This window comes from Rhodanobacter sp. FW021-MT20, assembly GCF_041107475.1.
GTDB lineage: Bacteria > Pseudomonadota > Gammaproteobacteria > Xanthomonadales > Rhodanobacteraceae > Rhodanobacter_A > Rhodanobacter_A glycinis.
In genome coordinates this window covers 1-12,672 of record NZ_JBGBPX010000001.1, presented here as the reverse complement: position 1 = coordinate 12,672, position 12,672 = coordinate 1, and the positions used below count along the sequence as shown (strand labels likewise).

The 12,672-nt window shown below is 64.9% G+C and carries 11 protein-coding genes; 6 read left to right on the top strand and 5 right to left on the bottom strand.

The genetic code is table 11. From position 1 onward, the window contains the following. Positions 1-202: 202 nt before the first annotated feature. Positions 203-634 (top strand): YidB family protein, encoded by a 432-nt coding sequence (locus tag AB7849_RS00055; protein WP_008210157.1) that lies wholly within the window; start codon positions 203-205, stop codon positions 632-634. A 52-nt stretch (positions 635-686) separates the two neighbouring features. Here the strand turns inward: AB7849_RS00055 and AB7849_RS00050 are convergent, their stop codons facing one another. Continuing rightward, the gene (locus tag AB7849_RS00050) at positions 687-944 is read right to left on the bottom strand and encodes a GlsB/YeaQ/YmgE family stress response membrane protein (protein ID WP_008210158.1); all 258 of its coding nucleotides are present in this window, start codon (positions 942-944) and stop codon (positions 687-689) included. Between the two features lie 380 nt (positions 945-1,324). Here AB7849_RS00050 and AB7849_RS00045 point away from each other — a divergent pair, with 380 nt between their 5' ends. Then, on the top strand, positions 1,325-2,524 hold the full coding sequence (locus AB7849_RS00045) for an aminotransferase class I/II-fold pyridoxal phosphate-dependent enzyme (RefSeq protein WP_369500465.1): 1,200 nt from the start codon (positions 1,325-1,327) through the stop codon (positions 2,522-2,524). Positions 2,525-2,614: 90 nt separating this feature from the next. Beyond that, positions 2,615-3,598: a malate dehydrogenase gene (locus AB7849_RS00040; protein ID WP_037099206.1), complete on the top strand. Its 984-nt coding sequence runs from the start codon at positions 2,615-2,617 to the stop codon at positions 3,596-3,598. A 205-nt stretch (positions 3,599-3,803) separates the two neighbouring features. On the opposite strand, the gene AB7849_RS00035 is transcribed toward AB7849_RS00040, so the two are convergent. After that, a complete protein-coding gene (locus AB7849_RS00035) occupies positions 3,804-4,832 on the bottom strand; it encodes a MerR family transcriptional regulator (protein ID WP_008210163.1) in 1,029 nt (342 codons plus the stop codon). A 162-nt stretch (positions 4,833-4,994) separates the two neighbouring features. Between AB7849_RS00035 and prpE the strand changes: the two genes are divergently transcribed. Next, a complete protein-coding gene (gene prpE, locus AB7849_RS00030) occupies positions 4,995-6,887 on the top strand; it encodes a propionate--CoA ligase (protein WP_008210165.1) in 1,893 nt (630 codons plus the stop codon). 201 nt (positions 6,888-7,088) lie between these two features. On the opposite strand, the gene ahpF is transcribed toward prpE, so the two are convergent. The 3 genes from ahpF to AB7849_RS00015 all read right to left on the bottom strand — a co-directional run bounded on the left by ahpF (position 7,089) and on the right by AB7849_RS00015 (position 10,994). Beyond that, entirely contained in the window at positions 7,089-8,675 is a 1,587-nt protein-coding gene (gene ahpF, locus AB7849_RS00025) for an alkyl hydroperoxide reductase subunit F (RefSeq protein ID WP_008210166.1), read from the bottom strand. Between the two features lie 292 nt (positions 8,676-8,967). Then, positions 8,968-9,531, bottom strand: coding sequence for an alkyl hydroperoxide reductase subunit C (gene ahpC, locus AB7849_RS00020; RefSeq protein WP_008210168.1), 564 nt, complete (start codon positions 9,529-9,531; stop codon positions 8,968-8,970). 245 nt (positions 9,532-9,776) lie between these two features. After that, positions 9,777-10,994, bottom strand: coding sequence for a citrate synthase family protein (locus AB7849_RS00015; RefSeq protein ID WP_369500464.1), 1,218 nt, complete (start codon positions 10,992-10,994; stop codon positions 9,777-9,779). Positions 10,995-11,204: 210 nt separating this feature from the next. On the opposite strand from AB7849_RS00015, the gene prpB reads away from it, so the two are divergent. Both prpB and AB7849_RS00005 read left to right on the top strand, forming a co-directional pair. Continuing rightward, positions 11,205-12,089, top strand: coding sequence for a methylisocitrate lyase (prpB, locus tag AB7849_RS00010; RefSeq protein ID WP_008217354.1), 885 nt, complete (start codon positions 11,205-11,207; stop codon positions 12,087-12,089). A gap of 149 nt (positions 12,090-12,238) precedes the next feature. Then, the coding region (locus tag AB7849_RS00005) for a citrate/2-methylcitrate synthase (RefSeq protein WP_369500463.1) at positions 12,239-12,672 on the top strand (434 nt) is incomplete at its 3' end.

Here is a 12,672-nt window from a genome sequence, read left to right as displayed (position 1 = left end):
TTCCACGTCTCCGCATGGCCGATTTGGGAATATTCCGAGCGCAACGCCGTCGCGCTTGTGCTAAACCGGTGCCGGCCCGTCCGAAAGCCATGGTTATGCCATCGCTGCCGTCGTGGAGACGGCCATCCGGGGAGTCGTCACGAGCGTGGCGCCCGGGGTCGGACGGTTCGACTCATTTCAATGACCCACATGGAGTATGGCGATGTCCTTTCTCAATGATTTGATTGGCGGAGCGCAAGGCAACGCAGCGGGCGGCGGTTCACTGCTTTCGGTGGCGGGTGAGCTGATCCAGAAGGCTGGCGGTGTCCAGGGCCTGGTCGGCATGTTGCAGCAGCACGGACTGGGCGAAGCGGTGCAGTCGTGGGTTGGTACCGGCTCCAACCAGCCGGTGTCCGGCGACCAGCTGGGGCAGGCGCTGCAGAACGGCGGCCTGGGTTCGGTGGTGCAGGAAGCGGCCGGCAAGCTCGGCGTCGACCCGAGCCAGCTGATGGGCCAGCTTTCGCAGATTCTTCCGCACGCGGTGGACCACCTCACCCCGGATGGCCAGGTGCCGGCCCAGGGGCAGGGTGGCGGTCTGAATCTGGGCGCGCTGGAAGGCCTGGCCGGCAAGCTGTTCGGCGGCGCGGGCGCCTGATCCACATTGAGGCGCACCGGCGGAGCGAGGTGCTCCGCCGGTGCGTACGACCTTACGAAGTGGCGTTGCGCTTGAACACGGCGTGATAGATCACCAGCAGGATGATCGCGCCGACGATCGATGCAATGAAATGCATGAGACCGGTAGCCGGCCACCAGCCGAGCCGTTCGCCCACCCAGGTGGCGAGCACCGAGCCGATGATGCCGAGGATGGCGGTGATGATGAAGCCGCCCGGATCCTTCCCGGGGGTAATGAGCTTGGCGATGATGCCAACGACCAGACCGACGATGAATACCCAGAGCCAATGCATGTCCGTGTGTCCTCTTGCGGGTGAGTAGTACAGGTCCCCTTCGGTGGTGGGCGCCGCCTCCTGCGTGCCCGATGCCGCTGCCCCTTCCCCCTGCCGATACCGGCGTGACGCGGCGGGCGGCAACGCCATCATGCAATGGGTGGGCGGCCATTGCATCCCCCGGAGTCCGCATTTTTCGGAACGCGGGCTCGCTGCGAGGCGGCCGGGGGCTTTGAAGCCGGCTCTGGCCGGTGGGGTTCCGGCTTCGACTTATGTCGCGAATATCGGATGCCGCAGCGCCGCATGCTAAAATCCCGCGGTTTTTCGGCTTCGTTCACGATCCCGGCTCCCCTGCGTTTCAGGGAGGCTGCGCCTCGTTCCACATGGTTCAAGAGGAAGTCATGCCCCAGCTTGCCCAGCGTGTCGGTCGCGCCAAGCCCAGCGCGATCATGGTGATTGCCGCGAAAGCGAAGCAGCTCAAGGCTGCCGGCCGCGACATCATCAGCTTTTCCATCGGTGTACCGAATTTCCTGCCCGGCGAGCACGTATACGCCGCCGCGCGCGAGGCGCTGGCCCATGATTCCGGCCAGTACGGCAGCAACCGTGGCGCGGAGCCGCTGCTGGATGCGTTCCTGAAGCACATCGAGGCGCTGGGTTTTTCCGGGTACGGCCACGCCAACCTGTCGATCGGCATCGGCGCCAAGCAGGTGCTGTACAACCTGTGCGAGGCATTGCTGGACGAGGGCGACGAGATCGCCTTTGCCGCACCGTACTGGACCACCTATCGCGACATCGCCGACATCGTGGGCGCCAAGGCCAACGTGCTGCATTGCGGCCCGGAACAGAACTACAAGTTGACGCCTGCGCAACTCGACGCCGCGTTGGCGCGCAAGCCGCGGGTGTTCCTGTTCAACAATCCGTCCAATCCGACCGGCATGGTCTACACGCGCGACGAGATCGCCGCGCTGGCCGCGGTGCTGGTAAAGCATCCGGACACCTGGATCATCACCGACGACATCTACAACGCGATGGTGTTCGACGGCATCGGTTACCACAATTTCGTGTTTGCCCAGCCGGAGCTGCGCGAGCGGCTGATCTTCGTCGATTCGGTCTCCAAGACCTACGGCATGCCGGGTTGGCGCGTGGGCCTGATGGCTGGCCCGGAATCGGTGGCCAAGGCGGTCACCACGCTCAATTCCAACCACATTACCAGCGTGCCGGAAGTGATCACCGCCGCGGCCGTGGCGGCTTTCAGCGGCCCGCAGGACATATCGCAGGCCAAGTGCATCGAATTCGCCGAGCGACGAGACACAGTGGTGGCCGCGCTCAACGCGATTCCCGGTGTCAGCTGCCCGCGTCCGCAGGGCGCGTTCTATGCCTTCCCGGATATTTCCGTGGCGTTTGGCATGAGTCATGGTGGCACGAAGATTTCCAATGACGTGGAGCTCTGTGCTGCGCTACTGGAAGCCAAGGGCGTGGCTTGCGTCCCCGGTTCGGCCTTTGGCGAGCCGCGCGCGCTGCGCATTTCCTACACGTGTCCGGCCGCACAATTGCAGCCTGGCCTGGACCGCATCGCGGAGTTTTTTGCCGAACTGAATTGAATCCGTGAATCGGGAATGGGCGCCGGGCGATCCTGCCCGGCCCGCGTTTCCGGTTCCTTTTTCCCGATCCCCATTCCCGGAGATGAGATGATGAAAGCCCCCGTTCGAGTTGCCGTTACCGGTGCCGCCGGCCAGATTGGTTACGCCTTGTTGTTCCGCATTGCCTCGGGCGACATGCTCGGTCCCGACCAGCCGGTGATCCTGCACCTGCTCGAGATCACCCCGGCGCTGCCCGCGCTGCAGGGCGTGGTGATGGAGTTGAACGATTGCGCGTTCCCGACCCTCGCCGGCATCGTCGCCACCGACGATCTGAACGTGGCTTTCAAGGACGTGGATTACGCGCTGCTGGTCGGTGCCCGTCCGCGCGGCCCGGGCATGGAGCGCAAGGATCTGCTGGAAGCCAACGGTGCCATCTTCGGCCCGCAGGGCAAGGCGTTGAACGACCACGCCAAGCGCGACGTCAAGGTGCTGGTGGTCGGCAACCCGGCCAACACCAACGCGCTGATCGCCCAGCAGAACGCGCCGGACCTCGATCCAAAGTGCTTCACCGCGATGGTGCGCCTGGACCACAACCGCGCGATGAGCCAGCTGGCCGAGAAGACCGGCAAGCACAACACCGACGTCAAGAAGATGACCATCTGGGGCAACCACAGCTCCACCCAGTATCCGGACCTGCACCACGCCACCGTGGACGGCAAGCCGGCGCTGTCGCTGGTCGACCAGGCTTGGTACGAGGGCGATTTCATCCCCACCGTGCAGCAGCGCGGCGCCGCCATCATCAAGGCGCGTGGTGCCTCGTCGGCCGCCTCCGCCGCTTCGGCCGCGATCGACCACATGCGCAGCTGGGCGCTGGGCACCGCCGAGGGTGACTGGGTCTCGATGGGCATCCCGTCCGACGGTTCCTACGGCATCGCACCGGGCGTGATCTTCGGTTACCCGGTGACGGTGAAGAATGGCAAGTACGCCATCGTGCAGGGTCTGGAGATCAACGCGTTCTCGCAGGCGCGCATCGACGCGACCCAAAAGGAACTGCGCGAAGAGCGTGCAGGCGTCGAGCACCTGTTCGCGAAGTAAGCAAGCGCGACGCACCTGGTTGAAAGGGAAGGGCGGCTTCGGCCGCCCTTCTTGTGTCCGGCGGGGCAATGGCCCGGTTTTTTCTGGTCGTCGTCCCGGCGCAGGCCGGGACCCAGCAACGATCACGTGTGTTCGAGCTATGCGGTTGCTGGATGCCAGCTTGTGGGTAGGGTGTTTTGCTGTGTGGTGGTCAAAGCGGTGTCGTTCAATCCTTCGTCGCTTGGATACTCTCCAACGCCTCGCGCAGATAGGCGAACAGGCTTGCGTCCACCATGCTGCCACTGCGCAGGTCCGGCTCCCTCGCATAGGCCTCGCGAATACGTGCGTGGGTGGCCGGATTGTCGCCGGCGTAAGCGCGGAACAGCGTCATCCAGCGTTGCGCCAGCTGCCGTACGTGGGGGGAGTCGACGGGGACCGCGGCGTCCATCGCTTTGCGCAAGTCTGCAATCAGTGGCGGCCACTCGTACATCTGACGACCGTAGTTCGCGCGTAGAAATTCCATCTCTGGCTCGCTTAGATAGCGCGCGAACAGCGTCAGTCTCGCAGCCACGACCGCCTTCTCCACGAAGCATTCCAGCGCTTCGGTAATGCCGCTGCGCTGGCGGGCCTGTGGCTCTTGTTCGTTGACTGTGCGCAGGCGCATCAGAAGATCCGCGTTGCGTCCGGTGTCGCGGCCAAGCATTTCCATCCAGCGCAGGGCGAGCATGTCCACGTCCGGGTCACCTGGTTGGGCGCCGCGATCCATCGCCGCCTGCAAGGTGGCGACCAGGGCACTCCATTGTGCCTGTGTGCCGGGATCGGTGAGCAGCGGCAGTTCTTTCAGCTCCTCGGGCGAAAAATATTTCTCGTACATCGTCATCAGCTCCAGCGTATCCAGCCAGTCGGCCAGGTCGGGGGACTGTCCGGACGCGAGTTGCGCGCGCAAGGCGAGCAGTTGCTGGCGCAGGCGCGTGGCCTGTGTCAGTTCGCGATCCAGTTGCGTGATCTGCTTGTCGATCACCTCGGCCAACGGTGCCTGTGGTCCGGACAGGGCGATTCCGATGTCGGTCAGCGACAGACCGAGCTGACGCAACGCCTGGATGCGATGCAGGCGCTCGACGTTCGCGCGGTCATAAAGCCGATAACCGGCAGCGGAACGCACCGAAGGCTTCAGCAGGTCGATGGCGTCGTAATGGTGCAGGGTGCGAACGGTAAGTCCGCAACGCTTCGCCAGTTCGCCGACAGTGAGCTGCATGATGGTTCTCCTTGGGTGCGTGGTGACCACTCTGCGGGCTGACGTTGCGTGAGGGTCAAGCGGAGCGAGGAATTCAGGCGTAACGTTTACGACCATTGTCGTGCTGTCGCCACGAGAGCGCGAGGCTAGTCTTGGGCAGGGATTTCAAGCGGAGGCGGGGTCATGGATTACGAGACGTTCTATCGACAGTCGATCGAGCAACCGGAGGTGTTCTGGGCCGAGCAGGCCCGGCGTATTCATTGGGAGACGCCGCCGACGCAGATTCTCGACCAGTCCAACCCGCCATTCCGTCGCTGGTTCGTCGGTGGCACCACCAACCTCTGCTACAACGCAGTGGATCGGCACCTGGCCGAGCGCGCGGAGCAACTCGCGCTGGTGGCGATTTCCAGCGAGACCGGGGTGACCCGCGAGTTCAGCTATCGCCAGTTGCATCGCGAAGTGAACACGTTTGCCGCGGTGCTGCAATCGCTGGATGTGGGCAAGGGTGATCGCGTGGTGATCTACCTGCCGAATATCGCCGAGGCGGTGTTCGCGATGCTGGCATGCGCGCGTATCGGCGCGATCCACTCGGTGGTGTTCGGTGGTTTCGCCGCGCACAACCTGGCGCTGCGCATCGATGACGCGCAGCCGAAGCTGCTGATCGCCGCTGACGCCGGCATGCGCGGCGGCAAGGTGATTCCGTACAAGCCGCTGGTGGATGCGGCCCTGAACGAGGCCTCGGCGCCGCCACCGCGGGTGCTGCTGGTCGACCGCGGACTCGATCCGCAGATGATTCGCGTGCCGAAGCGCGACGTGGATTACGCCGAACTGCGCGCAAAGCACGAAACCGCCGAGGTGCCGGTGGTGTGGCTGGAATCGAACGAACCCAGCTATCTGCTGTATACCTCGGGCACCACTGGCAAGCCGAAAGGCGTACAGCGCGACACCGGCGGTTATGCGGTGGCGATGGCGTTGTCGATCCGCACCGTATTTGACATCGCGCCGGGTCAGGTGATGTTCTCCACCTCGGATGTGGGTTGGGCGGTGGGGCATTCCTACAACGTCTACGGTCCGCTGATCGGTGGCGCGACCTCGTTGCTGTACGAAGGCCTGCCGACGCGACCCGATCCCGGGGTGTGGTGGCAGCTGTGCGAGCAGTACGGCGTGCGCACGATGTTCTCCTCGCCCACCGCGATTCGCGTGTTGAAGAAGCAGGACGCGCATTGGCTGAAGGACCACGACCTGTCGGCGCTGAAGTGGCTGTTCCTGGCCGGCGAGCCGCTGGACGAGCCGACCGCGCAATGGATCACCGATGCGCTGGGCGTGCCGGTGATCGACAACTACTGGCAGACCGAGACCGGTTGGCCGGCGATCACGCTGATGCCCGGGCTGGACCTGAAGCCGACGAAGATCGGCTCCCCCGGCCTGCCGGCGCCGGGTTATCGCATGAAGGTGATCGACGAGGGTACCGGCAAGGAGGTGCCGGCAGGCAGCAAGGGCGTACTGGTGCTGGAGCCGCCGTTGCCGCCGGGTTGCCTCAGCACGATCTGGCGCGATGACGACCGCTACGTGTACAGCTACTTCAGCCACTTCCGCGAACTGCTGTACAGCTCGCTGGACTGGGCGATCCGCGACGCGGACGGCTACACCTTCATCCTTGGACGCACCGACGACGTGATCAACGTGGCCGGGCATCGACTGGGCACGCGCGAAATCGAGGAGTCCGTCGCCGGCCATCCGGCGGTGGCCGAGGCGGCGGTGATCGGCGTGAAGGATGCCATCAAGGGCCAGGTGCCAATCGTGTTCGCTACCTTGAAGCAGGACGCAGGGGTTGCAGCCGACGCGGCGCGCGGCATGCAGCAATGCGTGGTGGATCAATTGGGCGGGGTGGCGAAGCCGTCGCGTGTGTATGTAGTGAATGCGTTGCCGAAGACACGCTCGGGCAAGTTGCTGCGCCGATCATTGCAGGCGCTGGCGGAGCAGCGCGATCCGGGGGACTTGTCCACGCTGGATGATCCGTCGGCGCTGGACGAGATTCGCCGGGCGCTGGCGCGGGGGCCGGATCAGGGGAGTTGAGGCGGCCTTCCAGTGCCTAAGGCATTCAGGCGGACGTTGCCACCCATCGGGGGACCCCTCGCCTGCAGGAAGAGGGCACTGGCAGGCGGGTGAGGGTTCGGGCGAAGCGTAACGCCTCGCTTTGCACGCACCCTCGCCCCAACCCCTCTCACCCACAAGGGGACTCCCGTTGGTCGCCGGCGGGAGAGGGGCTTGAGAGCCTCAGGCCGTAGCGGTCTCTGCCACCGGAGCCGACGTGCGGATCAGATGATCGAACGCGGCCAGTGCAGCGGTGGAGCCGGCGCCCATCGCAATCACGATCTGCTTGTACGGCACGGTGGTGGCGTCACCGGCGGCGAACACGCCGGGTAGCGAGGTCTGGCCGCGATCGTTGATCACGATTTCGCCGCGTGGCGACAACTCCAGCGTGCCCTTCAGCCACTCGGTATTCGGCAACAGGCCGATCTGCACGAAGATGCCTTCCAGTTCCACGCTGTGCATCACGCCATCGGTGCGGTCCTTGTAGACCAGTCCGTTGACCTTCTGGCCATCGCCGAGCACTTCGGTGCTCTGGGCGCTGACGATGATGTCGACGTTGGGCAGGCTGCGCAGCTTGCGCTGCAGGACTTCGTCCGCGCGCAGCTTGCTGTCGAACTCGACCAGGGTGACGTGGGCGACGATGCCGGCCAGGTCGATGGCCGCCTCGACGCCGGAGTTGCCGCCGCCGATCACCGCCACGCGCTTGCCCTTGAACAGCGGGCCGTCGCAATGCGGGCAGTAGGCCACGCCCTTGTTGCGGTACTCGTCTTCGCCTGGCACACCCATCTGCCGCCAGCGCGCGCCGGTGGAGAGGATCACCGTCTTCGCGCTGAGGCTCGCGCCGTTTTCGAGGTGCACCTCGACCAGGCCGCTGGCCGATTCGCTGGCGGGCACCAGCTTGGTCGCACGCTGCAGGTTCATCACGTCCACGTCGTATGCGTGCACGTGCTGTTCCAGCGCGGCGCCCAGCTTGGGGCCTTCGGTGTAGTCGACCGAAATGAAGTTCTCGATGCCCATGGTATCGAGCACCTGGCCGCCGAAACGTTCGGCTGCCACGCCGGTGCGGATGCCCTTGCGCGCGGCGTAGATCGCCGCGGCCGCGCCGGCCGGACCGCCGCCGACGACGAGCACGTCGAACGCGTCCTTGGTCTTGATCTTCTCGGCTTCGCGTGCCGCGCTGCCGGTGTCGATCTTGGCCAGGATTTGCTCCAGGCTCATGCGGCCCTGGTCGAACACTTCGCCGTTCAAGTAGACGGTGGGCACCGACATGATCTGGCGGGACTCGACCTCGTCCTGGTACAGCGCGCCATCGATGGCGACGTGCTTGATGTTGGGGTTGAGCACGCTCATCAGGTTCAGTGCCTGCACCACGTCGGGGCAGTTCTGGCACGACAGCGAGAAATAGGTTTCGAAGCGGAACTCGCCATCCAGATTGCGCACCTGTTCGATGGTCTCGGCCGCCGCCTTGGACGGATGCCCGCCGACCTGCAGCAGGGCCAGTACCAGCGAGGTGAACTCGTGGCCCATCGGGATGCCGGCGAAACGCACGCTGATGTCGGTGCCGAGGCGGTTGATGGCGAACGAGGGCTTGCGCGCTTCGCTGTCGTCGCGGCGTAGGCTGATCTTGTCCGACAGCGCGGCAATCTCGTGCAGCAGGCCGTCCAGTTCGCGCGACTTGTCGCCATCATCCAGTGCGGCGACCAGCTCGATCGGCTGCACCAGCTTTTCCAGGTAGGCCTGCAATTGGGTTTTGAGGGTTTCGTCGAGCATGGCGAACACTCCAGTGATGGATGCGTGGAAATCGAAAGATGGTGAGACGCTTGTGGGAGCGGCCTGCGCCTGCGGGGGAGGGGGCGGCAGGCGGGGGAGCGATGCCGGGCGCAAGCCGCTGGCACAAACATCCTTTGGGTGGGTGGAATCGCGGTACTCGTCATTCCAGCGAAAGCTGGAATCCAGCGCCTTTGTCACGTGGCGTAAAGTCACTGGATCCCAGCTTTCGCTGGGATGACGCGAATCGGGGAATCCGGGCGCTGCAACGCCCGGTTCCGTTATCGCGGGTAAATCAGATCTTGCCGACCAGGTCCAGCGACGGAGCCAGGGTCTTCTCGCCTTCCTTCCACTTCGCCGGACACACTTCGTTCGGGTGGGCGGCGACGTACTGCGCGGCCTTGACCTTGCGCAGCAGCTCGGACGCGTCACGGCCGATGCCGCCGGCGTTGACTTCGACGATCTGGATCTTGCCTTCCGGATCGATTACGAAGGTGCCGCGATCGGCCAGGCCGGCTTCCTCGATCATCACGCCGAAGTTGCGGGTGATCGCGCCGGTCGGATCGCCGACCATGGTGTACTGGATCTTCTTGATCGCGTCGGAGGTGTCGTGCCACGCCTTGTGCGAGAAGTGCGTGTCGGTCGAGACGCTGTAGATCTCCACGCCCAGCTTCTGGAACTCGGCATAGTTGTCAGCCAGGTCTTCCAGCTCGGTCGGGCAGACGAAGGTGAAGTCTGCCGGGTAGAAGAACACGACGGACCACTTGCCCTTCAGGTTGGCTTCGGTCACTTCGAGGAATTGGCCATTCTTGAAAGCCTGGGCCTTGAACGGCTTGATTTCGGTGTTGATCAAAGACACTGCGGATCTCCGTGTGGTGGGTGGTTGATGGAGTCAATTGTAGGGATCTGAATCGATACGTCCAATTGATTGTTGGGATGATGTGCATTGATGCAGGCTATCGATGGCCTGCGTGCCACCGCAGGTATCCGGCTTGGCCGGGCGGGCACATCGTGCGAACCCCGGGCGGGCGCGCATTCCATGAACTGGGGCCATCATCGGCACGGACAAGTGCGGCAATGCGAATCGACGTGTGGCGCTGTGCCTCAGTCGCGTCGCGCCGGCATGGTGCCGGCGTAGTTCGCGCGGGGGCGGATCAATCCGCCGTTCTCCTGTTGCTCCAGTGCATGCGCCAGCCAGCCGGCCATGCGCCCGGCGGCAAACAGCGACAACGCCGCATCCGCGCCCAAGGCGTACACCGAGGCAATCGCCGCCAGCGCGAAATCCAGGCTGGGCGCGCGGCCGTCGTTGTCGTTGACGGCATCGACCAGGCGCTGGATGCGCACCGATTCGGCGGGGCGCGGGCGCGAGTCGGCCAGCATGCGCAGCAGCAGTGCTGCGCGCGGATCGCCGTCCGGATACAGCGGGTGGCCAAAGCCGGGAAGCTCTTCGCCACGGCGCAGGCGTTCGCGCACATAACCGGCAGGGTCGCGTTCGAGCAGGGTTTGCTGGATCAGCGCGTGGGCGCGCGCGGTGGCACCGCCGTGTTGCGGGCCGGACAGCGCCGCCAGGCCGGCACAGGCCGCCGCGTGCAGGCTGGCGCCGGTCGAAGCGGCCACGCGTGTGGCGAACGCGGAGGCGTTGAGTTCGTGGTCGGCGCACAGCACCAGCGCGGCGCGGACCAACCCGGGCAGGCGCGGGTCGTCGCGCTTCCAGTGATTGGCGATGAGTTGATGGATCGGTTGCCGGCCGGGTTGCACGGCGCAGAGCAGGGCAGCGGTTTCGCGCAGCAGGCGGGCGGCGCCGATACGGCGTTGGGCGGCGTCGGTGCTGTGCGGGTGGGGTGCCGTCAAGGCCAGCAATGGCAGCGATGCCATGGTGCGTTCCAGCGGCGACAGGTCGGCTTGCCGCAACAACGTGGCCACGGGTTTGGGCCAGGTGGACGGCGGCGAAATGGCGAACGGATCGTCGTCGGCGCTTTCCCACAGCAGTCGTGCAACGTCTTCCAGGCTGGCACCAGAGTCGGCCAGTTCGATGGCCGAACGGCCCCGGTAATACTGGCCATGCGGGCGGATCAGCGAGATCCGTGTTTCCAGTACCGGTAATCCCCAGGTCAGGCTGTGTGCGGCACCTTGCGCCGCGCCGCGCCCTGCCTGGCGCAATTCGATCAGGTGCTCGACATCTTCGGCGCGATATTCGCGGCTGCGTCCGTCCGGGCCGGGGCGCGAATCGATCTTGCCGCGGCTGACGTAGGCGTACAGCGTAGCCAGGCTGACGCCGAGTCGGGCCGCGGCGGTTCGTGCGGAAAGGTAGTCCGTATGCATGAGTGACATATTGATCGATGGGATCAAGATTGATCAATATGTTCGTCGGCGGCACAGTAGGGTCCGCTTTCATCGATGCAGGTGTGCGATGTGCGTTTTCCGCGCCGGTGGCCGGGTTTGCCGGGACCCGTATCGGGCCGAAACGCTTCGTGCACCGCGGCATGGCCGGATGGGCGCATCGCCTACAATAGAATGTTTCGGAGAATGATCATGTCCCCACGCGACTCCGCCGGCGCCCGTTTCCGCGCCGCCCTTTCCGCCGAGCAGCCGCTGCAGGTGATCGGCGCGATCACCGCCTACGCCGGCCTGATGGCCAAGCGCGTTGGCTACCAGGCGTTGTATCTCTCCGGCGGCGGCGTGGCCGCCAATTCGCTGGGCATGCCGGACCTGGGCATCAGCACGATGGAAGACGTGCTCACCGACGCGCGCCGCATCGTCGACGCCACCGGCTTGCCGTTGCTGGTGGATATCGATACCGGCTGGGGTGGCGCCTTCAACATCGCGCGCACCATCCGCAATTTCGAGCGCATCGGCGTGGCTGCGGTACACATGGAGGACCAGGTCGGCCAGAAGCGCTGCGGCCATCGTCCCGGCAAGGAAGTGGTGTCGAAGGAGGAAATGGTCGATCGCGTGAAGGCCGCGGTCGATGCACGTACCGACCCGGGCTTCGTCATCATGGCGCGCACCGACGCCGCGGCAGTGGAGGGCATCGACGCGGCGATCGAGCGTGCGGTGGCTTATGTGGACGCCGGCGCCGACATGATCTTCCCGGAAGCGATGAAGACGCTGGACGACTACCGCAAGTTCAAGGCGGCGGTGAAAGTGCCGATTCTCGCCAACCTCACCGAATTCGGCTCCACGCCGTTCTTCACCACCGACGAACTGCGTTCGGCCAACGTGGACATCGCGCTGTACTGCTGCGGCGCCTATCGCGCCATGAACAAGGCGGCGCTGAACTTCTACGAGACGGTGCGCCGCGAAGGCACGCAGAAAAACATCATCGATACCTTGCAGACGCGCGAAGAGCTGTACGACTTCCTGGGCTATCACGCCTACGAAGACAAGCTGGACGCCTTGTTCAATCAGAAAGGCTGACCCTCTTTCGTAGGAGCTCGCTTGCGGGCGATGCCTTTGCTTTCAACAGGCGTCAGAGCAAAAGCATCGCCCGCGAGCGGGCTCCTACAAAAATCAAGCGGGCACCCGCAAAAATTCAGAAGTACTCTTCCGCACCCTGGAGATGTCCCATGAGCGAGCAAACCCTTCCCAAGGCCAAGAAATCCGTGGCGCTGTCCGGTATCGCCGCCGGCAACACCGCACTGTGCACGGTGGGCCGCAGCGGCAACGACCTGCATTACCGCGGCTACGACATCCATGACCTGGCCGCCAAGGGCTGCTTCGAGGAGGTGGCCTACCTGCTGGTGCACGGCGTGCTGCCGACCTGGACCGAGCTGCAGAACTACAAGGCCCGGCTGAAGCGCCTGCGCGGCCTGCCGGCGCCGGTGAAGGCGGCGATGGAGCTGTTGCCGGCCGCCACTCATCCGATGGACGTGCTGCGCACCGGCTGCTCGGTGCTGGGCACCGTGCTACCGGAGAAGGACGACCACAACGTCACCGGCGCGCGCGAGATCGCCGACCGCCTGATGGCCAGCTTCGGCTCGATGCTGCTGTACTGGTACCA